Below are 23,031 nucleotides of genomic sequence, written 5' to 3' on the forward strand. Positions count from 1 at the left end.
TCGGAGGTCTCAGGCCATGCATAGCCCCTGCGCAATCATCCCGGTCTACAACCACGAAAGCGCAATCACCACCGTGGTCGATGCGCTGATTGCCAGCAATCTGCCGTGCATTCTGGTGGACGATGCCAGCAGCCCGGCCTGCGCCCGGGTGCTTGATCGACTGGCCCAACGGGAAATGGTCTACCTGATCCGCCTCGCGGCCAATCAGGGCAAGGGCGGCGCGGTGATGACCGGTTTGCGTGAAGCATCGCGCCTGGGCTTCAGCCATGCCTTGCAGGTGGACGCTGACGGCCAGCATGACTTGCAAGACGTGCAACGGTTTATCGAACTGTCGCGCAGCCATCCGCAAGCGGTGATCTGCGGCTATCCGCAGTACGATGACAGCGTGCCCAAAGGCCGCTTGTACGCCCGCTACCTGACCCACGTCATGGTCTGGATCAACACCCTGTCGCTGCAGATCCGCGACTCCATGTGCGGCTTCCGTGTCTACCCGCTGCCGCCGGTCCTGGCGCTGATCGACACCGCGAAAATCGGCAAGCGCATGGATTTCGACTCCGACATTCTGGTGCGTCTGGCCTGGCGCAACCAGCCGATGAAATGGCTGCAAACCCGAGTCCATTACCCGCTGGACGGCGTTTCGCATTTCCGCATGTTCCACGACAACGTACTGATTACGAGCATGCACACCCGGTTGTTCTTCGGCATGTTGTTGCGTTCGCCCGTGATCCTCTGGCGACGGTGGCGAGCATGAGCACCGACAAACAACACTGGGCCGATCACGAGGAGCGCGGCAGTTTCTGGCTGATGAAATTCACCGCGCTCGCTGCCAAAGTGCTTGGCCGTCGACTGCTAAGCCCATTGCTGTACGGCATCGTCCTGTATTTTTTCCTGTTTGGCCGCAGCGCCCGCCACAGCGCCTGGCAATACCAGCAACGCCTGGCCGACTGGAGCGGTCGCCGCGAATTGCGCCCGACCCATTGGCGAGTGTTCGGTCAGTTCATGGCGTTCGCCGATTCCATGCTCGACAAACTCGACGTGTGGAACGGTAAATTGAGCATCGAGCAGATCGAAATCATCGACCCGGCGCTGCTGCGTAATCAGCTGCGCGGTACACGCGGACAGATGCTGGTCGGGGCGCACCTGGGCAATCTCGAAGTCTGCCGCGCACTGGCCGAGATCGGCGAAAAAGTGACGATGAACGTGCTGGTGCACACCAAGCACGCCGAGCAATTCAACCGCTTGCTGGGCGAAGCCGGCGCGACCAATCTGCGCCTGATCCAGGTCAGCGAGCTGGATCCAGTGATCATGCTGCAACTGCACGAACGCCTGGAGCGCGGCGAGTGGCTGGCGATTGCCGGCGATCGCGTACCGTTGCATGGCGGACGCAGCGTGACGGTGGATTTCCTCGGTCACCCGGCCAGGTTTCCGCAAGGGCCCTGGTTGTTGGCCGGTTTGTTGAAATGCCCGGTCAACCTGTTGCTGTGCCTGAAGAAACCCGACGGTGACTATCGCCTGACCATTGAACCGTTCGCCGATTCGATCATCTGGAAACGCACTGATCGCGAGCAGGTCATTCATCAGTGGGCCTCCCGCTATGCAGAGCGCCTGAGTCACTATTGCCTCGATGCGCCTCAACAATGGTTCAACTTTTACCCTTTCTGGAAGACCGATGACGACGCCAACGCTTGAGCCGGTAACCTTCGGCGAACTCCCTTTGCGCATCGAAGACGTGCTGGCCCTGGCCAACCGCCAGGCGCCGACGCAGTTGCAGAGCGATCCTGCGTACCGCGAGCGCATCGCCAAAGGCGCGCGGTTCCTCGACTCCCTGCTGGACAAGGAAGGCGTGATCTACGGCGTGACCACCGGTTACGGCGATTCCTGCGTGGTGGCGGTGCCGCTGCATCACGTCGAAGCGTTGCCGCAGCACCTGTACACCTTCCATGGCTGCGGGCTGGGCAAACTGCTCGACGCGCAAGCCACCCGTGCGGTGCTCGCGGCGCGGTTGCAGTCGCTGTGCCACGGCGTTTCCGGAGTGCGCGTGGAGCTGCTGGAACGCCTGCAAGCCTTCCTTGAGCACGATATCCTGCCGCTGATTCCGGAAGAAGGCTCGGTCGGCGCCAGCGGTGATTTGACGCCGCTGTCCTACGTCGCCGCCACGCTCTCCGGCGAACGCGAAGTGATGTTCCGAGGCGAACGCCAGCAAGCCGCCGACGTGCATCGCGAACTCGGCTGGCAGCCGCTGGTGCTGCGTCCGAAAGAAGCCCTGGCGTTGATGAACGGCACCGCGGTGATGACGGGCCTCGCCTGTCTGGCCTTCGCCCGCGCCGATTACCTGCTGCAACTGGCCACGCGCATCACCGCGTTGAACGTGGTCGCCCTGCAAGGCAACCCGGAGCATTTCGACGAGCGCCTGTTCGCCGCCAAGCCGCATCCGGGGCAGATGCAGGTCGCCGCATGGCTGCGCAAGGACCTGGCGATCGACGCGCCCACCGCGCCACTGCATCGCCTGCAAGACCGTTACTCCCTGCGTTGCGCGCCCCACGTCCTCGGCGTGCTGGCCGACAGCCTGAACTGGCTGCGTTCGTTCATCGAGATCGAACTCAACAGCGCCAACGACAACCCGATCATCGATGCCGAAGCCGAACGCGTTTTGCACGGCGGTCATTTCTATGGCGGGCACATCGCGTTCGCCATGGACAGCTTGAAAAACCTCGTGGCCAACGTCGCCGACCTGCTGGACCGGCAACTCGCCCTGCTGGTGGATGAGCGTTACAACCACGGCTTGCCGAGCAACCTGTCCGGTGCCACGGCCGACCGCGCCATGCTCAACCATGGTTTCAAGGCCGTGCAGATCGGCACCAGTGCCTGGACCGCCGAAGCGCTGAAAAACACCATGCCGGCCAGCGTGTTCTCGCGCTCCACCGAGTGCCACAACCAGGACAAGGTGAGCATGGGTACCATCGCCGCCCGCGATGCGATCCGTGTTTTGGAACTGACCGAGCAAGTCGCCGCCGCCACGCTGCTCGCCGCCAATCAAGGGGTATGGCTGCGCGGCCAGGCCGAGGATGCGCGACCGCTGCCGCCAGCGCTCGCGGCCATGCATGAAGCGTTGGGCAAAGACTTCCCTCCCGTGATCGAAGACCGCGCGCTGGAAGGCGAATTGCGCCTGTGCCTGAAACGTATCGCCGAACAACACTGGAGGCTGCATGCGTAGCAAGGGAGTGCTGCATACCGATACGGAAATCCTCGTGCCGTTCTTTGACGTCGACAGCATGAACGTCGTCTGGCACGGCCATTACGTCAAATACCTGGAGGTCGCCCGCTGCGCGCTGCTCGACAAGATCGGCCACAACTACAACGCCATGTCCGAGTCGGGCTACGCGTGGCCGGTGATCGACCTGCAATTGCGCTATGTACGCGGTGCGGTGTTCGGTCAGAAACTCAACGTGCGCGCCAATCTGGTGGAGTGGGAGAACCGCCTGAAGATCAACTACCTGATCAGCGATGCGCAAACCGGCGAACGCCTGACCCGCGCGGTGTCCGTGCAGGTCGCAGTCGACATGAGCAACCGCGAAATGCAGCTGGCCTCGCCGAAGGTGTTCACCGATGCTGTCGAAAGGATGCTGACATGACCACAGGAATCGACATTCGCCAAATTCCCCGTGGCGAGCGAGCTTGCTCGCGCTTGAGTGCGCAGCACTCACCACTTCCATTTTGGGGCCGCTACGCGGCCCAGCGCGAGCAAGCTCGCTCGCCACATTCGTCGGTGTTCCAATGCCTTGCTGCGCTGGTACTGCTCGGTTTGTCGGGGCTGGCCCACGCCTTCGACCTGCAACAGCTCAGCGATCAACTGGCCAAACCCGACGTCGTCCACGGCAACTTCGTCCAGGAAAAACACCTGCGTGCCCTGCCCCAGCCACTGACCAGCAAAGGCACCTTCGTCCTGGCAAAAAACCACGGTTTGCTGTGGCTACTGAAAACCCCGTTGCAACAGGATTACCGCATCACCGCCCAAGGCATTGCCCGACGCGACGCCGATGGCTGGCAGATGCTGCCGGGCAAGAGCGCTGGCGCCGAGCAGAACCGTTTGTTCCTCGCCGTGTTGCAAGGCGACAGCAGCGGCCTGCAACGGGATTTCGAACTGTCGCTGAGCGGCGATGCCCAGAACTGGAAACTGACATTGCTGCCGCGCTCGATGCTGCTCAAGCAGGTATTCAACCAGATCAACATTGCCGGCGGTGAACTGGTGCACAGCATCGAACTGCTGGAAACCCAGGGCGACAGCACCCTGCTGCGTATGCAGGACAGCACCAGCGCGCAACCGTTGAGCGACGCGGAGCAACATGACTTTGCCCAGTGAACGCAGACTGCCATGGCTGTTCCTGACGCTGCTGCTGGCAGTGCTGGCGCTCGCCGGGTGGCAATGGCGTGACGGTGCGCCGCTGTCGGCAAACCTGATGGAGCTGGTGCCGGGCACTGCGCCCGACGCCCTGGAACTGCGCGCCGAACAGCGCATGCAGGAACCGCTGAACCGCGAAATGCTGGTACTGGTCGGCCATGAAAATCGCGAGCAGGCCATATCCATGGCGCAAACACTGGGCGATCAATGGCAAGCCAGCGGCCTGTTCGAAAAGGTCCAATGGAACCTGCAAGCCGATTTGCCGGCGCTGCGCACGCAGTTGCTGCAAGGTCGATTGGCCATGCTGTCCGCTGACGACCGCCAACAATTGATCGAGCATCCCGACGCCTTCATTCAACAACGGGTGCAGGCGTTGTTCGACCCCTTCACCGGTTTCAGCCTGGTGCCCAGCCAGGACGACTGGCTGGGCCTGACCGGGCGCATCCAGAACAGTCAGCCGCAACACGGTGCGGTGCAACTGGACATTGGCAGCGGCGCGTTGATTGCCGATGCGGACGGCAAGAGCTGGGTCTTGCTGCGCGCCCGAACCACCGGCAACGCCTTCGACATGAGCCTGCCGCTGCAAGTGGCCGATCTGCTCCAGCACAGTCGCGAAGAAGCGGCCAGGTCCGACGTGCAATTGCTCGCCGCCAGCGGCTTGCTCTACGCGGCCAACGGTCAGAAACAAGCCTCCCGTGAAATGACCTGGGTCGGCGGCGGTGCCACCGTCGGCATCTTGCTGCTACTGCTTCTGGCCTTCCGCCGCTGGCGCGTATTGCTGGCGTTTGTCCCGGTGCTGGTGGGCATGCTGTTCGGCGCGGTGGCTTGCGTGGCGCTGTTCGGTCATATGCACGTGATGACCCTGGTGCTGGGCTCGAGCCTGATCGGTGTCGCGGTCGATTACCCGCTGCACTACCTGTCCAAGAGCTGGAGCCTGAAACCCTGGCAGAGCTGGCCGGCGTTGCGCCTGACCTTGCCGGGCCTGACCCTGAGCCTGATCACCAGCGCCATCGGCTATCTGGCGCTGGCCTGGACACCGTTCCCGGCGCTGACCCAGATTGCGTTGTTCTCTGCGGCCGGCCTGCTCGGTGCTTATCTGTGTGCCGTGTGCCTGTTGCCGGCTCTGCTCAAGGGTGTGGAGCTGCGCCCGGCGCAATGGCCGCTGCGGATATCCGCGTTTTTGCTGGCACGTCGCGAAGACCTGCTCAAACACCTGAGTACACCGGTATTGCTGGCGCTGCTGATCGCGTTCTGTGTCGGTGGCCTGCTGCGACTGGAAACGAAAAACGACATCCGCCAATGGGTCGGTACACCGCAACAATTGACCGACGAAGCGCAAGCCATCGCCAGGATTACCGGCTATCAACCCACCAGCCAGTTCTTCCTGGTACGCGCTGCCAACCAGGAGCAATTACTCGAACGCTCGAGTGCGTTGAGCGAACGCCTGGATCAGTTGGTCAATCTGGACAAGCTTCAGGGCTATCTGTCGCTGGACCAATTGGTCAGCCAACCCGGCGACCAGCAACACGTGCGCGAAGCCTTGGGCAAACTGCCGCAGTTCTGGCAGCCGCTGTTGGATGTCGGCGTGCCGGTCCAGGCGCTGCAAGCGGAGCTGACCCAGCTACAAGCACTGCCCGTCGAAGACATTGACGCCGCACTGGCCGGCCCCCTGGCAGAACCTTATCGCTTGTTGTGGCTGGGACCGACCGACGACGGCGTGGCGGCGATGGTCAGCCTGCAAGGCCTGAACAATCCGATGTTGCTGCGAGTCCAGGCTGAGGATTTACCAGGCGTGGTGCTGGTGGATCGTCTGGGTGAACTGAACAAAGTGTTCGCGGCCACGCAAATCAGCGCCGCCGAACTGAAACTCGCCTCCTGCGTGCTGATCGTGCTGGTGTTGGTCCTGCCGTTCGGTTTCGGTGGCGCGCTGCGCATTGTTTCCCTGCCGCTGCTGGCCGCACTGTGCAGCCTGGCCAGCCTCGGTTGGCTGGGGCAGCCGCTGACCCTGTTCAGCCTGTTCGGCCTGCTGCTGGTGACGGCGATCAGCGTCGACTACGCGATCCTCATGCGCGAACAGGTCGGCGGCGCCGCCGTAAGCCTGCTGGGCACCTTGCTGGCCGCGTTGACCACCTGGCTGTCGTTCGGCCTGCTGGCGGTGTCGAGTACGCCGGCGGTGAGCAATTTCGGTTTGTCGGTGAGCCTGGGGCTGATCTTCAGTTTCCTGCTCGCCCCTTGGGCCGGGCGTCATGTGCATGCCGTGCCTGTCACGGAGCCGGCAGCATGATGATCGCGGTGTTCTGGGCAATGGCCCTGGCGCTGTTCGCCGTGGCGACCCGGCTCGGCCGCCACTTCGGCCTGATTCCGATCGTCAGCCAGTTGTTGCTCGCGACCATTGGCCTGCCGCTGCTGATGTACTTCTGGATCGAGCCGCATTGGCAACTGAGCGGCGCGGCGCTGGTGTCGCCGACCTGGCTGAAGAACCTATACAGTCTGAGTTTCGCGCTGCTGCTGGGCTATATCCTCAGCGATGTGATCGACCTGCAACTGGACCGCCAGAGCCTGAAAATCGCCCTGCCGAGTTTCTGCATTCCGTTTGTCTGCGGCCTCGTCACTGCCATTTGGCTGTTGCCGCCGCAACCATGGATCAGCTCGCTGGCGGTCGGCCTGCTGTTCGCCATTACCGCGATCCCGGTGCTGTATCTGTACCTGCGACACATCAATTACCCGCCCGCCGCTACCCGGCGCCTGGTGCAGACCGCGATCCTGATCGACCTCGCCTGCTGGACCCTGTTCGCCATCGCCCAAGGCAGCCTGCACCTGAGCAGTCTGCTGCTGCCTTTGGCCGGCGCGTGCCTGCCGTTGCTGCTGCGGCTGCTCGGCCTGCGCCAGTTGTGGCTGTACAGCCTGGGCTTTTTTGCGCTGTTGGTAGTGGCCGAGCACTACAGGCTCAATGCGCTGATCTTCGGCATCGGCTATGTGCTCATCATGGCCGCGCTGAAGGCGCCGCTGGTGCTGCCGCTGCCGGCGATCTGGATGAGCCGTCTGCAGACCTGCATTGCCATTCCGCTGATCCTCACGTTCGGCATCGTGCAGATCAACGTGCACAGCGCGATGGACGGCCTCGGCTGGCTGCAACTGGCGGCGCTGCTGCTGTTGCCGATTGCCAGCAAACTGCTGGGCAACTGGATCGGCCTCGGCTGGGCCGGCGCCTCGTTCCAGGGCGCCAGCCGCTGGCGCGAAAGCGTACTGTTGAACATTCGCGGCTTGAGCGAGATCGTCTTTCTCAATTTGCTGCTGCAACAACAGCTGATCAGCCCGGCGCTGTACTTTGCGTTGATGCTGATGGGTCTGATCGCGACACTGCTGCCGGCACTCGCCGGCATGCACCGGATTCCCCTTAACGCTGCCGCCCCGGCAAGGAGCCCCCATGTCAACCGTTGAATTGCAACGTCGCACGATCGTGGTCATCGGGGCCGGCCCTTCCGGTGCCATCGCCGCCGCGCTACTCAAGCGCAAAGGCCATGACGTGCTGGTGATCGAGCGACAGCATTTCCCGCGTTTTTCCATCGGTGAAAGCCTGCTGTCCCACTGCCTGGATTTCGTCGAAGAAGCGGGCATGCTCGATGCGGTCAATGCGGCCGGTTTCCAACTGAAAACCGGGGCGGCATTTGCCTGGGGCGAGCGCTACAGCACCTTCGATTTCGGCGACACGTTCACCCAAGGCAAGCCGACGACTTTTCAGGTCCAGCGCGCCGACTTCGACAAGCTGCTGGCCGATCAGGCCGCGCTGCAAGGCGTAGAAATCCGCTACGGCGAAACCATCGTCAGCGTCGAGATCGATCAGGCCAAACCGCTGCTCGGCGTCAGGCGTGAAGACGGCAGCGAGTACCACATCGAAGCCGGGTTCATGCTCGATGCCAGCGGTTACGGTCGCGTCCTGCCTCGCTTGCTCGACCTTGAGGCACCGTCGAATTTCCCGGTGCGCCAGGCCGTGTTCACCCATGTCGAAGACCATATCGACAACCCGAATTTCGACCGCACAAAAATTCTCGTCACCACTCACCCGACCCAGCGCGACATCTGGTTCTGGACCATCCCGTTCAGTAACGGACGCTGCTCGGTGGGCGTGGTCGCGGCCGCAGAACATTTTGAAGGCCGCACCGACAACCTGGACGATTGCCTGCGTGGCTTCATCGCCGAAACGCCGAGCCTGGCCGGGGTGCTGAACCATGCCGTCTGGGATACCCCGGCGCGTACCATCGGCGGCTACTCGGCCAACGTCAAAACCCTGCACGGGCCAGGGTTTGCCTTGCTGGGCAACGCGGCGGAGTTCCTCGACCCGGTGTTTTCCTCCGGCGTGACCATCGCCATGCGTTCGGCGAGCATGGCTGCCGGAGTACTGCACCGCCAGCTGCAAGGTGAAACAGTCGACTGGCAACGCGAGTTTGCCGAACCGCTCAAGCGCGGCGTCGATACGTTCCGCTGCTACGTCGAGGGCTGGTACGCCGGGACGTTCCAGGACGTGATTTATTTTCCCGGCGGTGCTCCGGAAATCCGCCGCATGATCAGTTCGATCCTCGCCGGTTATGCCTGGGATGAACGCAACCCGTTCGTCACCGAACCCAAACGCCGACTACGGATGTTGTCGGAGCTCTGTGCAAGGGATGCCACATGAGCTACCTGAGCAACACTTACGTCGAAGAGACCCGTTTCGGGCTCTGGTTCCTGCGCAGCCACACCTGGCAGCATCACGTGTTACGCGTGGCGATCAATGATCTGCGGAGCCTGTTCAGCGACCCGTTACCAAGTCATCCGGTGTTGCTCGACGCCGGTTGCGGTCAGGGCAAGTCGTTCCGTTATCTGCACCAGGCCTTCATGCCCGGACGTCTGATCGGCGTGGACGCCGACCCGCACAGCCTGAAACAGAGTCGCGAAGAAGCGGTCAATCAAGGGATGACGGTGGAGTTGATCGGCAGCGATTGCGCAAACCTCACCGTGCCCGACGCCAGCATCGACCTGCTGTTCTGTCACCAGACGTTCCATCATCTGGTCGAGCAGGAGCAGGCCCTCGCCGAGTTTTATCGCGTGCTCAAGCCGGGTGGCTATCTGCTGTTCGCCGAGTCCACCGAGGCTTACATTGATACCTGGGTGATTCGCTGGCTGTTCCGCCATCCGATGCACATGCAGAAAAGTGCCGCGCAGTATCTGGAGATGATTCGCCACCAAGGTTTCCAATTCAGTGCGCAAAACGTGTCTTATCCGTACTTGTGGTGGAGCCGCGCCAAGGATTTCGGCCTGTTTGAACGCTTCGCCCTGCGCCAGCCGAAACCCTTTGGCCAGCGGGAAGAAACCCTGGTCAATGTGGTGGCGCGCAAACCGCTTGAAGGTGGTGTGTGATGTTTACCATCAGCCGCGTGAAACACTATCCCCCAGGGTTCATGGTCGCCATGCGATTTCTGCTATTAGCCGCGACCCTGCTGCTCAGCGCCTGCGCCAGCCAGCCTCCGCTGCCCGAACAAACCCCAAGCCTGACGTTGCCAATGCAATTGCACATCCAGCGTCTGCAAGCGGACCAACGTCAGGACTGGGTGCTGGTGATCCAGCATGAAGGCCCGGCCATTCGCTGGTCGATGATGGACCTGTTGGGCATTCCGCAGGCACGCCAGAAACTGATCGAAGGAACGTGGCGTGCCGATGGACTGCTACCGCCCAACCCGGAGGCCCGGGAGCTGTTCGCTGCATTGCTGTTTGCGCTGACGCCCCGGGATGAACTGTCGGCCAATTATCCCGCCGCCTGGCAACACGGGAAGCAACGCTCCCTGCCCGCGCGCTGGGACGTTCGTTATTCACAACCGTTGAGCTTCGAATTGAACCTGCCCAAAGGCCCGAATTATAAAATCACGCCCCTGAGCGGTGACACTCCATGACAGCCTACCTGAACGCCCTCGGGGTGATTTGCTCGCTGGGGCGCGGCAAGACGCAAGTCGCCCACAACCTGTTCGCCGGCGATTGCTCCGGCATGCGCAGCGAGGCCGGCTGGGTGCCGGAGCGTTCCTTGCCGGTCGGCGCGGTGCGCGGCGAGCTGGCGGCGATCCCGGCCGAGCTGAGCCGGCAACGCAGCCGCAACAATCAACTGTTGCTTGAAGCCGCCCTGCAAATTCGCCAGGACATCGATCACGCGATCCAGACTTACGGCCGCCATCGCATCGGCGTGGTGCTGGGCACCAGCACGTCGGGCATCGACGAAGCCAGTCAAGGGCTGGCCCACTACGTCCGCGAGCAGCGCTTTCCGGACGCGTATGACTATCAGCAACAGGAGCTCGGCGCACCGGCAAATTTCCTCGCCGAGTGGCTGCAACTGAGCGGCCCCGCCTATGTGATTTCCACCGCCTGCACCTCCAGCGCCCGGGCGTTGATGAGCGCCCGGCGCCTGCTAGATCTGGGGGTGTGCGACGTGGTGCTGTGCGGTGGCGTCGACACGCTGTGCAAGCTGACCCTCAACGGTTTTTCCGCGCTGGAGGCGGTGTCCGGCGAACGCTGCAACCCGTTCTCGGCGAACCGCAAGGGCATCAATATCGGCGAAGCGGCGGTGCTGTTCCTGATGAGCAAACAATCCGCTGACAGCCAACCGATCGCCTTGCTGGGCAGTGGCGCCAGCTCCGATGCACACCACATTTCCGCGCCGGAGCCGTCCGGCCGGGGTGCCCAACAGGCGATGCGCAAGGCTTTGAACCAGGCCAGGCTGCAACCTGAGCAGATCGGCTACCTGAACCTGCACGGCACCGCGACCCAGCATAACGACGCCATGGAAAGCCAGGCCGTGACCGCACTGTTTGCGCAAGGTGTCCCTTGCTCGTCGACCAAACCCATGACCGGGCATACCCTCGGCGCAGCCGGGGCACTGGAAGCAGCGTTCTGCTGGTTGAGCCTGCACCCTGACAACCAACGGCACGCCTTGCCGCCCCACATCTGGGATGGTCAACCGGACCCGGCGTTACCGCCACTGAAATGGGTGACCCCAACCGATCGACTGGCGTCCACTGGACCTCGCTACCTGATGAGCAATTCCTTTGCCTTCGGTGGCAACAACGTCAGCCTGATTATCGGAGACGCCCCATGATTGACTGGCCGCTCGCCGAACTGCTGCCCCACGCTGGCGACATGATCTTTATCGATCAGATCCTGGCGTTCGATGACGAGCAGATTCACACCCGCCTCACCGTCAAGCCCAACGGCCTGTTCAGCCTCCCCGACGGCAGCTTGCCGGCCTGGGTCGGCATCGAACTGATGGCCCAGAGCGTCGCGGCCTTCGCCGGCTGCCATGCACGCCAACGTGGCGATGCGGTGGCTTTGGGCTTTCTGCTCGGCAGCCGTAAATTCGAGTGCAACGTCGAGCGTTTCCCGGCCGGCACCGAGTTGACCATCCACGGCATCCGCTCGCTGGAAGACGACAACGGCATGGGCGTGTTCGAATGCCACATCAACGCGCCCGGTATTCACGCCACCGCCCGCCTGAACGTGTATCGCCCGCCGCAGGCGGCCCACTATCTTCATGAATCCGCAGGAGTCCAGTCATGACTGAATCCGTACTGGTCACCGGTTCCAGCCGTGGTATCGGCCGCGCCATCGCCTTGCGCCTGGCGCAGGCCGGGCATGACATCGTGCTGCATTGCCGCAGCGGCCTGGCCGAGGCCACGGCCGTGCAAGCCGACATCGAAGCCATGGGGCGCAAGGCGCGCATCCTGCAATTCGACGTCGGTGACCGCGCCGCTTGCAAAGCGACTCTTGAGGCCGACGTCGAAACCCATGGTGCTTATTACGGCGTGGTGCTCAACGCCGGCCTGACCCGTGATGGCGCTTTTCCGGCGCTGAGCGAGGATGATTGGGATGTCGTCATGCGCACCAACCTCGACGGTTTCTACAACGTGCTGCACCCGGTGATGATGCCGATGATCCGTCGTCGTGCCGCCGGGCGTATTGTCTGTATCACGTCGGTGTCCGGATTGATCGGCAACCGGGGCCAGGTCAACTACAGCGCTTCCAAGGCCGGCCTGATTGGCGCGGCAAAGGCATTGGCGATTGAACTGGGCAAGCGCAAAATCACCGTAAACTGTGTCGCCCCCGGCCTGATCGACACAGCCATGCTCGATGAAAACGTGCCGGTGGAAGAACTGATGAAAATGATCCCCGCACAACGCATGGGCACCCCTGAAGAGGTGGCCGGCGCAGTGAATTTCCTGATGTCGGCGGAAGCCTCGTACATCACCCGGCAGGTTCTGGCCGTCAATGGAGGCCTGTGCTGATGAAGCGCGTCGTCGTCACCGGCATGGCCGGCATCACCTCTCTTGGCAGCGACTGGGACACCATCGCCGGCCACTTCGCGGCCAACCGCAGCGGTATCCGCAGGATGGACGAGTGGGATCGTTTTACCGAACTCAACACCCGTCTGGCCGGCCCCATTGATGACTTCAAGGTGCCGAGCCACTGGACTCGCAAGCAACTGCGCAGCATGGGCCGCGTTTCACGGCTGGCGGTGGGTGCAGCGGAACAGGCGTTGACCGACGCCGGATTGCTCGGCGACGAATCGATCAAGGACGGACGCATGGGCGTCGCGTGCGGTTCATCCACGGGCAGCACCGACGAGATCAAGGCTTTCGGCAACATGCTGCTGAATTCGGTGGCCGAGGGCCTGAACGCCAACTCCTACGTGCGGATGATGCCGCACACCACGGCGGCGAACATCAGCATTTTCTTCGGCCTCACCGGCCGGCTGATCCCGACGTCAAGCGCCTGCACCAGCGGTAGTCAGGGCATCGGTTATGCCTACGAGGCCATCAAGTTCGGCCGCCTGCCGCTGATGCTCGCCGGTGGCGCAGAAGAATTGTGCCCAACCGAAGCCATGGTTTTCGACGCGCTCTACGCCACCAGCCTGAAGAACGACACCCCGCAACTGTCGCCACGCCCCTACGACAGCGGCCGCGACGGCCTGGTGATCGGTGAAGGTGGCGGCATGCTGGTGCTCGAAGAGCTGGAGCATGCGCTGGCGCGTGGCGCACGCATCCATGCCGAAATCGTTGGTTTCGGCAGCAACGCCGACGGTCAGCACACCACCCGTCCGGAGCAAGTCACCATGCGCCGGGCCATGGAACTGGCGCTGGAAGACGCAGGGCTACAACCGTCGGACATCGGTTACGTCAACGGCCACGGCACCGCCACCGAACAGGGCGACATCGCCGAAACCCTGGCCACCAGCAGCCTGTTTGGCGAACACATGCCGATCAGTTCGCAGAAAAGCTTCCTCGGCCACACTCTCGGCGCCTGCGGTGCACTGGAGTCCTGGTTCAGCATCGAAATGATGAACCGCGACCTTTACGCCCACACCCTCAACCTCGACGAAATCGACCCGCACTGCGGCAAGCTCGATTACCTGCGTGGGGAGTTTCGGCAGATGAGTAACCAGTACGTGATGAATAACAATTTTGCGTTTGGCGGGGTCAACACCTCGTTGATTTTCCGCCGCTGGTCCTGATCGAATGATTCCGGGTCAAGGAAAACTCGCCAGCCAGCCAACTCCTACAGGCACTTTAAACATAAGAAACTGGAAAAACCCTGACAACAAACACATTTTAAAACAAGTGCGACAAATAGTTACTTAAAACAAAGAAGCACTGAACCATTACAAGTAATTACCCGCTATTGACGCCTCCCCCTTCCACGCCTATAACTTCCACGCTCTGAAGATCGACAACTAAAAGCGAGCGATCAATAAAAAGAAAACATGGGGTTATTCGCATGGATAGAAACAAAATTACGTCCACCTGCCTGCTTCTTGCAGCGTTGTTCTGCCCTGTAAGTAGTTTCGCGCAACCAACCTCCGCAACCGCCGATATTCGGGCACTGGCGTCCTCACCTCGATGGCTGACAACCAAGGTCTATGTAGAGGGGGCACCCCAAGTAGATGTAAAAGCAAATTATCCTGGCGTGGTCGGAATATCAACGTGGGATCCCGAGCGCAATCGCTATGAGTTCTTTTACACCGATACGGGAAAATCAAAGTACGACAATGGAGGAGGAGGTTACTTCTTTGTCACTGGCGATCAAAAAAACCATATTTTAGTGCCCGATGTCGGGCCAATCAAAACCGTGACCAGACGATTGGAAACGTTGAATTCAAATGAATTCACCTATTCTCGCGAAGTGCCTCGCGACATGGTAGGCACTAACCCTCTGGTGCGCATTTATGTAGTCCATGCCCCTTACACCGGAACAATAGAAACAAATTCCGCCATTCGACCAGATACAAATATCACTAAATGATCCAGCCAGTGCCGCTGAAACTGCGTCACCGCTTGAAAACCTTCCTAATAAAAAATGGATTTTCACCATGCAGAAATCACTCAAAACATTCCTGGCATCCATGATGTTGATAGCCTCGGCGTTCTGCGGTGCTGTCAATGCGCAGTCCACAACAACTGCCCCTTTAAAAAATGCCGTTGCTACGCCAGATAACGCCGTCATGCTCACCATATTTTTAAAGCATGATCAGTCACGGCCCTTGGCTGAACTAAAGGCTCAACTTGCAAAGCAAGGGTTTTATAAGGCATTTCCACCTGCGGGCGTAGAGATTGTCAGTTGGAACATAATGATGGGTATCGGACAAGTCGTCACAGTGCGCTTCCCGGCCTCCCGTCTTGCTGAAGTAAATCTCGCACTTGAAAATACAGCGTGGGGAAGTTACAGAACCGAGTTCTATCCGACCTATGATTTCAAAGCGATAGCACTGGCGGAACAAACCAAAGCGCAGCAAACGCAAACTGCGCAGTGACGATTTGATGAATGTCATCGGGCGACGATTGCAGGCGCGGGTTTCGCTATAGTGCCTGATAAAGAAAACGGGTGACCTCATTGGGTCACCCGAGTGACGTCTTCAAAGGTTCAACCTTGCGCGTCAGTAACTCCACAAACGCCTTGGCCATCGGTGACTTCTGATCTTTGCGCTGCACCAGCCATACCGCGGATATGGCCGCGGGATCGAGCAACGGCCGATAGACCACGCCATCGATGCGCATCCGCTGATACGACGCCGGCAATACCGATACGCCAAGGCCCGCCGCCACCAACCCGATGATGGTCATCGCCTCACCCGCCTCCTGCGCAAAGTGCGGACTGAAGCCCGCGTCCCTGGCCAGGCTGAGTAACTGAGCGTACAGACCACTGCCGTAGCTGCGCGGGAAAAACACGAAGGGTTCGAGGGCCAGGGCTGACAGGAACAAGCCCTCTTCACTGTCCTTCGCCAACGGATGCTTGGAGCTGAGCACCGCGACCAGCGGTTCGCGCATCAACTCAACCACATCGAGCGAGTCAGGCAGCCCGAGCGGTCGCATGATCCCGACTTCGATCGACTCATCCACCAACGCGTCCGCCACCTGGGTGCTGCTCATTTCCCGCAGGTTCAGGTGCACCGCCGGGAAGCGCTGGCGAAACGAAAAGATCGCCTGGGGAATGGTCGAATTGAACGGCGCCGACGAAGTGAAGCCGATTTTCAGTTCACCCAGCTCGCCTAACTGCGCCCGCCGCGCCACGTCCGCCGCTTTGTCGACCTGCGCCAGCACCAACCGCGCCTCCTCGAGGAACAGCCGACCGGCTTCGCTGAGCTCGACCCGACGATTGGTCCGTTCGAACAACCGGGCGCCGACTTCCTGCTCCAGCGCCTGAATCTGCTGGCTCAGCGGTGGCTGGGAGATGCCCAACGCCTGTGCGGCGCGGCCGAAGTGCAGTTCTTCGGCGACGGCGATGAAGTAGCGCAGATGACGCAATTCCATGAAAACCTCATTAGGTCGTTAAAGCTATCAAACAGGTCGAACAATATATTGGATTGAATCATTAGCCAGTTATATGCTTTTTTCATTGCCTGACCGGCTGTGCTCCTTTGAGGTCCATCGTGAAAACTGCTGTCGCCCCACTTGCCCATGAAGTTCCACCTGCCGTACAGGACGATGTCGTCGCTGAACTCAAGGAGATCTACATCGAAAAAGGCACGCCGGCGTTCATGCGTACAGTGCTGGCGCTGTTCTGCGGCGGCTTCGCGACTTTCGCCCTGCTCTACTGCGTGCAGCCGATGATGCCGCTGCTGTCCCACGAATACTCCATCAACGCGGCGCAGAGCAGCCTGATCCTTTCGGTCGCCACCGGCATGCTTGCCATCGGACTGCTGATTACCGGCCCGATCTCCGATCGCGTCGGGCGCAAACCGGTGATGGTCGCGGCGCTGTTTGCCGCCGCACTGTGCACCATGGCCAGTGCGATGATGCCGAGCTGGCACGGCGTGCTGGCCATGCGTGCGCTGATCGGGCTGTCGTTGAGCGGCTTGGCGGCGGTCGCGATGACCTATTTGAGCGAAGAAATCCATCCGCAGCACATCGGCCTGGCCATGGGTTTGTACATCGGCGGCAACGCCATCGGCGGGATGAGCGGGCGCTTGATCACCGGGGTATTGATTGACTTCGTCAGCTGGCACACGGCGATGCTGGTAATCGGTGGTCTGGCCCTGATTGCGGCGGCAGTGTTCTGGAAGATCCTTCCAGAATCGCGAAACTTCCGCGCCCGCTCATTGCACCCGCGCAGCCTGGTCGATGGCTTCACCATGCACTTTCGCGACGCTGGGCTGCCGTTGCTGTTTCTCGAAGCGTTCGTGCTGATGGGAGCGTTCGTGACGCTGTTCAACTACATCGGCTATCGCTTGCTGGCCGAGCCGTATCACATGGAACAAGCCTTCGTCGGCCTGCTCTCGGTGGTGTACCTGTCGGGCATCTACAGCTCGGCGAAAATCGGTTCGCTGGCAGACAAACTCGGTCGGCGCAGAGTGCTCTGGGGCACCATCGCGCTGATGCTCGGCGGCCTGGCCCTGACAATGTTTACCCCGCTGCCACTGGTGATCATCGGGATGCTGATCTTCACCTTCGGCTTCTTCGGCGCCCACTCGGTGGCCAGCAGCTGGATCGGCCGCCGCGCCACCAAGGCCAAAGGCCAGGCGTCGTCGCTGTACCTGTTCAGCTACTACGCAGGTTCGAGCATTGCCGGCACCGCAGGCGGCGTGTTCTGGCACCTGGGCGGCTGGAACGGCATCGGTTTGTTCATCGGCGCGCTGCTGGTGATCGCGCTGCTGATCGCGCTGAAACTGGCGAAGTTGCCGCCGTTGCCGGGCAGCGGCGCCACTATCTGAGCACCATCCGCGCCTCGAGCAGCCCGTCGCGTGTCTCCAGCGTCAGCGATTGCAGCGCGGTGCCGTCGCGCTCGAGGCGGTCCAGCCATGGCAGCAGAGCCATGGCATCGCCGCTGAGCGTCAGGCGTAATTGATCGTTGTCACCGTCCATCTGCTGCAACTCAAGACCCGCCGCTGTGGCGCTGTCGCTGAGGCGCAGAGATAACGGCGCGTTACCGGATTGAGCAGCGGGGCTACGGGGCTGTGCCTGCTGCAGCTGCGCCGCCAGTGCCCGTTGTTGTTGATACCGGCGCTCGGCAGCACCGAGTCGTTGTTGGGTGGGCTGCCAGACCAGCATGTAGGCCACGACACCCAGAACAAAAATACCCAGTGCCGAGAGCAGTCGTTGCTCGCGCAGGGACAGCCGCTGAAATTTCGCGACCACCGTTTTCAAACTGATCAATGTCATGTTTCTTGCTCCACGGTCAGGGACGCTTGCACTCGATTGCCATCCTTGCCGGAGCTGTCGAGTCGCACCGCAAAGCCTTGTTGCCGTCCACGTTCGCGCAGCAATTCCAGTTCGGCAAAGCTGTTGGCGCTCAACTGGATTCGCCAGCCATCGCCCTCTCGAAACTCAATGCGCCGGACCTCGACATTGCTGGCTCCGATCACTTGCTCGACCAGATTGACCAGTCCCGCAATGCGGCCGCCTTGCGCGGGTGCACCTTGGCTTTGCAGGGCGTGGAGTTGCGCCGCGAGGTCGACGATTCGGGTCTGCTCGGGGTATAGCGCCTTGAACTGTTGTTCGCTGCGGCTGTAGAGCTGGTGGCTTTCGTTGTCGAGAAAACGGATGCGCGTTTCACTCGCGCCCCAGCTCAGCAGCGCGAGTAGCCATATCACCGAACCGCCGAAACGCCAGGGAATGCGGATGCGGCGCTGGGCAAACTCACCCTGCAACAGATTGATCGCCTGGCCGTGCCCCTGCATCAGCCATTGGTCAATCTCGGCCTCTTCCTGACGTTCATCGCGCCATTGGATGTCCGCTGGCAGATGCGGCCGTAACAACGCCAATCCGTCGTCGGTCAATGTCAGGCGCGCGGGCAACGCACCGCCCAGCAACCAGCGACCAAACCACCAGACACCGATCGCCTGATCCCGAGGCATCACGTCGGCATCGATGCACACCGAGCGCACTTCAATTGCGGCCTCGACCAGCAGCGCGAGCACAGCAGTCAATCGCTCGCGGTCAATCACCATCACCGGATAGCACCCCCGCGCGTCACGGGGGCCAATGCTCAAGTGCAGGCGTTCCAGTGCTTCGCTCAATTGCTCTTCAATCGCAAACGCCAAGGTTTGTGCATCGGGAGCACGTCGCGAAGGCCAAGGTTCACTGCGCAGCCAGCTGCACAATTCCATGGGCAGCAGCAGATCGACGGGTTGCCCCTTCAACACCTGCGTCGCGTGGCTCAGGGGCACGGGTTGGCGTTGACCGGTCTCAGACCACCTGCAACAGGGCCAATCCGCCGAGGGTGCAGCCAGGCCTTCCGGGGTCAGGTAAAGCCAGTTTTTCATCGCGCTATCTCGTTGCTGTTCGACGGCAAGACACGCCGTTGCAGAATTTTCAGTTGCCGCGTGCGTGGGTCGCGTTCAACATCGGTGGCCAGGCGCAGACGGCTCTGCCCCTGAGTGACCTGGACCGTGATTCGATACCAGCGGCTGTCGATGCCCAGGCCGTGGCTGCTCAAACCCTTGCCTGATAGCAGCGGATCTTGAGTAAAGGCCTGAACGCTCGGCCATGGCGCCGTGGAGCGCTGGCGCAGCAACGCGTCCGCCTCAGCCGTTTCGACGCTTTCCAGCGTGCGCAGGATCAGCGCCGGGGCGCTGTTGATGTTCAGCGAAGCGTCTGCGGGCAACAGCGCGACCCAGGGCTCCAGTCGACGCAGTTGTTCACCGTCGACATCGGGCAGCAGGCGCAACTGACTCAGATCCCGCAAGGCGCCTACTTGCTCGAGCTGCCACTCCGGCAGTTCCAGCAGCGCCAGCAAGCGTGCCCAGCGCTTGAGCGTCACCTGATCAATCTGCCCCTGGATCAACACGGCATTGAGATTGAAGCGTCCGGCCAGGTCCTCAATGTCGAGGCTGACCTGCGCGTCGTCGATGTCGAAAACCGGGAGCTGATCAGGTACCCGGTCGCTGTCTTTCTGCTGCGCCTTCAGCAATGACAGCCCCAGGTTTTCCCCGGCCATGCCGAGTTGGCGCAGGTGCAGTTGCTGCAGCTGTTGCCCGGAGCTTTGCAGCAACAGTCGATGACTGCGTAGCACCCCGCCGATGATCACCAGCGCCAGGCTCATGACCATCAACACGCTGATCAGCGCCACACCGCGTTGGCCCTTGCTCATAGCAACGCCCCCGGCAATAACATCACGCGACGGATGGCCTGGAAGCGCCCCACCGACACCCGCATTTCCACCGCCAGCGGTGCCTCTGCAGTCGGCCCTGTCGGCCAGTCGTTGCGCCAACCGGTGCGCGCGTCGAACAGACGCCAACGCAAGTCGCGAACATCATCGAGCAGTTTTTGCCGTTGCACGACTGTCGAACCTTCTGCCCGGCTCTCTCGCCACAACGCGCCCTCCTCGAGGCGGTATGTCAGCGCTTGCCGTTCGCTGCGCGGCAGGTCCAGCGGGTTGCGCCAATTGCCGCGCTGCCAATGCAACTGCGTTTGTTGCAGCACCAAAGGCTGGTCCGTGACATGCAGCACGTCACGCTCGATGACGGCGATGGCGCGCTGCAGATTTCGCAACTCACGCTCGTGAGCCACGCTGCTCTGCTGCACCCGCACCACGCCATCGAACAGCGCCCAACTGGCCAGCCCCAACAAGGCGAATATCGCCATGGCGATGACCAGCTCCAGCAAGGTGAAACCGGTTTGCTTAATCATCTCGGTTGGAGATCCAGCCGGTGGCCCGATGCAGGGTCTGTTCGCGATCGGCCAGGCTGACGTCAATCTCGACCTTCAGCAGGCCTGACTCAACACTGTCACTGATGCGCTGTCGCAGCAGCCAGTCGCGACTGGCCATGTGCACCGCCTGCTGCGATTGGCCATGGGTTGGCGCAGACTGCAGGCGCAGTTCATTCAATTGGTTGTCCGCCACCCACGCCGCCAGCAGCCGTTCTTCGACGGCGGCCGATTGCCTGACCACGTATTGGCTCGCAGACAGCACGGCGGTCGCAAGCGTCGCAAAAATCGCCAGCGCCACCATGATTTCCAGCAGGGTGAAACCGTGCATGCGTGGGGCGAGACGAGGCCTAACCATCAATGACCACCTCGCCCATGCCATCGCTGGTAAGGCGCGACCAGATCCTGTCCCGGGCCTCGAACGTCAATGTAAAGGTGCTGGTTTCATCACTGCTCAGCATGAGCAGTTGAGGCGGGCCTTCGTCGACGCCGAGACTGACGGAGTACCCATCTTGCTTCAGGCGCAATCGCAGGTGATCGGGCCATCGATAAACAGTCGTCACGGCCTCCCAGCCTCGCACGTCGAGGCGCATCGCCCGGTACCCGTCGGCGCTCAAGCGCACTCCGTATTCCTGGCCATCGATCACCGCTCTTTCGCGTAACTGGCGAATCATCCCGGCGAGGGCGTCGGCCTCGCGTCGGGCTTGCTGCGCCGGGTTCATGCCGGTGGCGAAACTGACCATGCCCGCCAGCACGCCGATCAACGCGATCACGATCATCAACTCCAGCAAGGTGAACCCCCGACAAGAACGCCGCATCAGTCAACCGCCCCAGTTGCCGATGTCGGCCGCATGCCCTTCCCCGCCCACCACGCCATCGGAACCAAGGGAGTACAAATCGTAAGTGCCGTCGACCGATTGAATGCCTGGATTGAGGTACTGATACGGTGTACTCCACGGGTCCACGGGCAGGGCTTTCAAGTAACCGTTGGGGTTCCAGTTGCGCGCTGCCGGCAGACCGGACGGACGTTTGCTCAAGGCTTCCAGCCCCTGTTGCGTCGAGGGATAGTGGAAGTTGTCGAGGCGATACATTTCCAGGGCGGTGGCGATGGCCTGGATGTCGACTTTGGCAGCGGTGACTTTGGCCTGATCGGGGCGACTCATGAACTGCGGGACCACGATGGCCCCCAGAATGCCGATGATGACCACCACCACCATGATTTCGATGAGGGTAAATCCGCGCTGGGAGGTTCTGTGACGTAAAGCATTCATGGGTCAATTCACCAATTGGTTGAGGCTGAGAATTGGAAGCAGGATGGCGAGAACGATCAGCAGCACCACGCCGCCCATCAGCACCAGCATCGCGGGTTCGAACAGGCTCACCACCAGGGCAATGCGTGCGGCCAGGCTGCTTTCCTGTTGTTCGGCGGCACGACTCAGCATGCGATCGAGCTCGCCGGCCCGTTCGCCGCTGGCGATCATGTGCAGCATCATCGGCGGGATATCGCCGCCGAGTTCCAGGCCACGGGTCAGGGTGCCGCCTTCGCGAACCGAGCGGGCAACATCGGCCATGCGTGCACGAATGGTCAGGTTGCCGATCACGGCGGCGGCGATTTCCAGTGCGTCGACCAAGGGCACCGCGCTTTTACCGAGGATCGCCAGGGTGCTGGCGAAACGTGCGGCTTCCATCGCCCGCAGCACCTCACCGACGATCGGCACATTCAAGACCCACCGATGCCAACGCAGTCGCCACAGCGGCTGACGCAGACTCCAGCGGCAACCTCCAGCCACCATCGCCAACGCCGCGAGCAGCAACAGACCATGGCTGCGCAGCCCGTCACTGGCACTGATCAAGGCCCGGGTCAGCCACGGCAACGGTTGCCCGCTGTCGACGAAGATTTTCACCACGTCCGGCACCACGTAGCCGAGCAGGAAACCGACAATCACAAGGCTGGCGAGCATCAGGATCAACGGGTACACCAACGCCATCTGAATTTTTTGTCGCGATGCCTGGCGGGCCTGGGTGTACGCCGCCAGTTGCTCCAGCACATGGCCCAAATGGCCCGAACGTTCACCGGCCGCCACGGTGGCGCGGAACACTTCAGGGAACGCCTTGGGAAATTGCGCCAACGCCGCGGCCAGCGCGTGGCCTTCCATAACTCGGCTTCTGACCGCCGACAGCAGCCCGGCAACCCGGCGTCTGGCACTCTGTTTCGCTACGGCCTCGAGCGCTTCTTCCAGAGGCAAACCCGCCTGGACCAGTGTCGACAACTGCAATGTCAGCAGCGCCAGATCAGCGGCGTTCAACCGCCCTGCGCCAGGTGTCGCGCTCGTAGTCCGGATCTCATTCAGGTCACGGGGCCATAGCCCGCGCTCGCGCAACAGTTGCCGCGCGTGGCGAGGGCTGTCGGCCTCCAGCCGGCCCTTGCATCGACGGCCCTGGGCGTTGTCTGCGCGGTAATCGAAGGTCGGCATG

Annotated in this window: 26 protein-coding genes; 17 read left to right on the top strand and 9 right to left on the bottom strand. The window is 61.6% G+C overall.

The window, feature by feature from the left end:
- Window positions 1–16 precede the first annotated feature (16 nt).
- The 16 genes from KHO07_RS26720 (at window position 17) to KHO07_RS26795 (ending at window position 15,224) form a co-directional block, all read left to right on the top strand.
- Window positions 17–751: a glycosyltransferase family 2 protein gene (locus KHO07_RS26720; RefSeq protein ID WP_150735586.1), complete on the top strand. Its 735-nt coding sequence runs from the start codon at window positions 17–19 to the stop codon at window positions 749–751.
- On the top strand, window positions 748–1,689 hold the full coding sequence (locus KHO07_RS26725; RefSeq protein ID WP_150735585.1) for a glycosyl transferase: 942 nt from the start codon (window positions 748–750) through the stop codon (window positions 1,687–1,689). The genes KHO07_RS26720 and KHO07_RS26725 overlap by 4 nt, the downstream gene beginning before the upstream one ends.
- Window positions 1,670–3,214, top strand: coding sequence for an aromatic amino acid ammonia-lyase (locus KHO07_RS26730; RefSeq protein WP_212625969.1), 1,545 nt, complete (start codon window positions 1,670–1,672; stop codon window positions 3,212–3,214). The genes KHO07_RS26725 and KHO07_RS26730 overlap by 20 nt, the downstream gene beginning before the upstream one ends.
- The gene (locus KHO07_RS26735; RefSeq protein ID WP_150735583.1) at window positions 3,207–3,632 is read left to right on the top strand and encodes an acyl-CoA thioesterase; all 426 of its coding nucleotides are present in this window, start codon (window positions 3,207–3,209) and stop codon (window positions 3,630–3,632) included. The genes KHO07_RS26730 and KHO07_RS26735 overlap by 8 nt, the downstream gene beginning before the upstream one ends.
- Entirely contained in the window at window positions 3,629–4,360 is a 732-nt protein-coding gene (locus KHO07_RS26740) for an outer membrane lipoprotein carrier protein LolA (protein ID WP_244858251.1), read from the top strand. The genes KHO07_RS26735 and KHO07_RS26740 overlap by 4 nt, the downstream gene beginning before the upstream one ends.
- Window positions 4,344–6,683, top strand: coding sequence for an MMPL family transporter (locus tag KHO07_RS26745; protein WP_212625970.1), 2,340 nt, complete (start codon window positions 4,344–4,346; stop codon window positions 6,681–6,683). Before KHO07_RS26740 ends, KHO07_RS26745 begins: the two co-directional genes overlap by 17 nt.
- A complete protein-coding gene (locus tag KHO07_RS26750; protein WP_212625971.1) occupies window positions 6,680–7,840 on the top strand; it encodes a sodium:proton antiporter in 1,161 nt (386 codons plus the stop codon). The genes KHO07_RS26745 and KHO07_RS26750 overlap by 4 nt, the downstream gene beginning before the upstream one ends.
- Window positions 7,827–9,074, top strand: coding sequence for an NAD(P)/FAD-dependent oxidoreductase (locus KHO07_RS26755; RefSeq protein WP_150735580.1), 1,248 nt, complete (start codon window positions 7,827–7,829; stop codon window positions 9,072–9,074). Before KHO07_RS26750 ends, KHO07_RS26755 begins: the two co-directional genes overlap by 14 nt.
- Window positions 9,071–9,796: a class I SAM-dependent methyltransferase gene (locus KHO07_RS26760; RefSeq protein ID WP_212625972.1), complete on the top strand. Its 726-nt coding sequence runs from the start codon at window positions 9,071–9,073 to the stop codon at window positions 9,794–9,796. The genes KHO07_RS26755 and KHO07_RS26760 overlap by 4 nt, the downstream gene beginning before the upstream one ends.
- Complete coding sequence (locus KHO07_RS26765) at window positions 9,796–10,326, top strand: hypothetical protein (protein ID WP_244858252.1); 531 nt, start codon at window positions 9,796–9,798, stop codon at window positions 10,324–10,326. The genes KHO07_RS26760 and KHO07_RS26765 overlap by 1 nt, the downstream gene beginning before the upstream one ends.
- Window positions 10,323–11,519: a beta-ketoacyl-[acyl-carrier-protein] synthase family protein gene (locus tag KHO07_RS26770; RefSeq protein WP_212625973.1), complete on the top strand. Its 1,197-nt coding sequence runs from the start codon at window positions 10,323–10,325 to the stop codon at window positions 11,517–11,519. Before KHO07_RS26765 ends, KHO07_RS26770 begins: the two co-directional genes overlap by 4 nt.
- The gene (locus KHO07_RS26775; protein WP_212625974.1) at window positions 11,516–11,977 is read left to right on the top strand and encodes a hotdog family protein; all 462 of its coding nucleotides are present in this window, start codon (window positions 11,516–11,518) and stop codon (window positions 11,975–11,977) included. Before KHO07_RS26770 ends, KHO07_RS26775 begins: the two co-directional genes overlap by 4 nt.
- The gene (gene fabG / locus KHO07_RS26780; RefSeq protein WP_150735576.1) at window positions 11,974–12,702 is read left to right on the top strand and encodes a 3-oxoacyl-ACP reductase FabG; all 729 of its coding nucleotides are present in this window, start codon (window positions 11,974–11,976) and stop codon (window positions 12,700–12,702) included. Before KHO07_RS26775 ends, fabG begins: the two co-directional genes overlap by 4 nt.
- Window positions 12,702–13,928: a beta-ketoacyl-ACP synthase gene (locus KHO07_RS26785; protein WP_212625975.1), complete on the top strand. Its 1,227-nt coding sequence runs from the start codon at window positions 12,702–12,704 to the stop codon at window positions 13,926–13,928. Before fabG ends, KHO07_RS26785 begins: the two co-directional genes overlap by 1 nt.
- Window positions 13,929–14,191: 263 nt before the next feature.
- Window positions 14,192–14,716: a DUF4822 domain-containing protein gene (locus KHO07_RS26790; protein WP_212625976.1), complete on the top strand. Its 525-nt coding sequence runs from the start codon at window positions 14,192–14,194 to the stop codon at window positions 14,714–14,716.
- A gap of 67 nt (window positions 14,717–14,783) precedes the next feature.
- Window positions 14,784–15,224 (top strand): hypothetical protein, encoded by a 441-nt coding sequence (locus KHO07_RS26795; RefSeq protein WP_150735573.1) that lies wholly within the window; start codon window positions 14,784–14,786, stop codon window positions 15,222–15,224.
- A gap of 85 nt (window positions 15,225–15,309) precedes the next feature.
- Here the strand turns inward: KHO07_RS26795 and KHO07_RS26800 are convergent, their stop codons facing one another.
- The gene (locus tag KHO07_RS26800; protein ID WP_150735572.1) at window positions 15,310–16,221 is read right to left on the bottom strand and encodes a LysR family transcriptional regulator; all 912 of its coding nucleotides are present in this window, start codon (window positions 16,219–16,221) and stop codon (window positions 15,310–15,312) included.
- 119 nt (window positions 16,222–16,340) lie between these two features.
- On the opposite strand from KHO07_RS26800, the gene KHO07_RS26805 reads away from it, so the two are divergent.
- Window positions 16,341–17,621, top strand: a complete 1,281-nt coding sequence (locus KHO07_RS26805) for an MFS transporter (RefSeq protein ID WP_212625977.1) — start codon at window positions 16,341–16,343, stop codon at window positions 17,619–17,621.
- Here the strand turns inward: KHO07_RS26805 and gspM are convergent.
- From gspM to gspF, 8 genes are read right to left on the bottom strand one after another with little or no spacing between them, the layout of a single operon-like run.
- Window positions 17,614–18,069: a type II secretion system protein GspM gene (gene gspM, locus KHO07_RS26810; RefSeq protein WP_212625978.1), complete on the bottom strand. Its 456-nt coding sequence runs from the start codon at window positions 18,067–18,069 to the stop codon at window positions 17,614–17,616. The two genes, KHO07_RS26805 and gspM, sit on opposite strands and share 8 nt — an antisense overlap.
- On the bottom strand, window positions 18,066–19,172 hold the full coding sequence (gspL, locus tag KHO07_RS26815) for a type II secretion system protein GspL (RefSeq protein ID WP_212625979.1): 1,107 nt from the start codon (window positions 19,170–19,172) through the stop codon (window positions 18,066–18,068). The genes gspM and gspL overlap by 4 nt, the downstream gene beginning before the upstream one ends.
- Window positions 19,169–19,999 carry a type II secretion system protein GspK gene (locus KHO07_RS26820; protein WP_212625980.1) on the bottom strand — a complete coding sequence of 277 codons (831 nt, stop codon included), beginning with the start codon at window positions 19,997–19,999 and terminating at the stop codon, window positions 19,169–19,171. The genes gspL and KHO07_RS26820 overlap by 4 nt, the downstream gene beginning before the upstream one ends.
- Window positions 19,996–20,538, bottom strand: a complete 543-nt coding sequence (locus KHO07_RS26825) for a type II secretion system protein GspJ (RefSeq protein WP_212625981.1) — start codon at window positions 20,536–20,538, stop codon at window positions 19,996–19,998. The genes KHO07_RS26820 and KHO07_RS26825 overlap by 4 nt, the downstream gene beginning before the upstream one ends.
- Window positions 20,531–20,914: a type II secretion system minor pseudopilin GspI gene (gene gspI, locus KHO07_RS26830; RefSeq protein ID WP_212625982.1), complete on the bottom strand. Its 384-nt coding sequence runs from the start codon at window positions 20,912–20,914 to the stop codon at window positions 20,531–20,533. The genes KHO07_RS26825 and gspI overlap by 8 nt, the downstream gene beginning before the upstream one ends.
- Window positions 20,907–21,374: a type II secretion system minor pseudopilin GspH gene (gene gspH, locus KHO07_RS26835; RefSeq protein ID WP_212625983.1), complete on the bottom strand. Its 468-nt coding sequence runs from the start codon at window positions 21,372–21,374 to the stop codon at window positions 20,907–20,909. Before gspH ends, gspI begins: the two co-directional genes overlap by 8 nt.
- Window positions 21,375–21,377: 3 nt before the next feature.
- Window positions 21,378–21,827 carry a type II secretion system major pseudopilin GspG gene (gene gspG, locus KHO07_RS26840; protein ID WP_212625984.1) on the bottom strand — a complete coding sequence of 150 codons (450 nt, stop codon included), beginning with the start codon at window positions 21,825–21,827 and terminating at the stop codon, window positions 21,378–21,380.
- A 3-nt stretch (window positions 21,828–21,830) separates the two neighbouring features.
- On the bottom strand, window positions 21,831–23,030 hold the full coding sequence (gene gspF / locus KHO07_RS26845; protein ID WP_212625985.1) for a type II secretion system inner membrane protein GspF: 1,200 nt from the start codon (window positions 23,028–23,030) through the stop codon (window positions 21,831–21,833).
- Window position 23,031: the final 1 nt, after the last annotated feature.

It is taken from the genome of Pseudomonas sp. PP3, from assembly GCF_905336995.1.
GTDB classification, from domain to species: Bacteria; Pseudomonadota; Gammaproteobacteria; order Pseudomonadales; family Pseudomonadaceae; genus Aquipseudomonas; species Aquipseudomonas reinekei.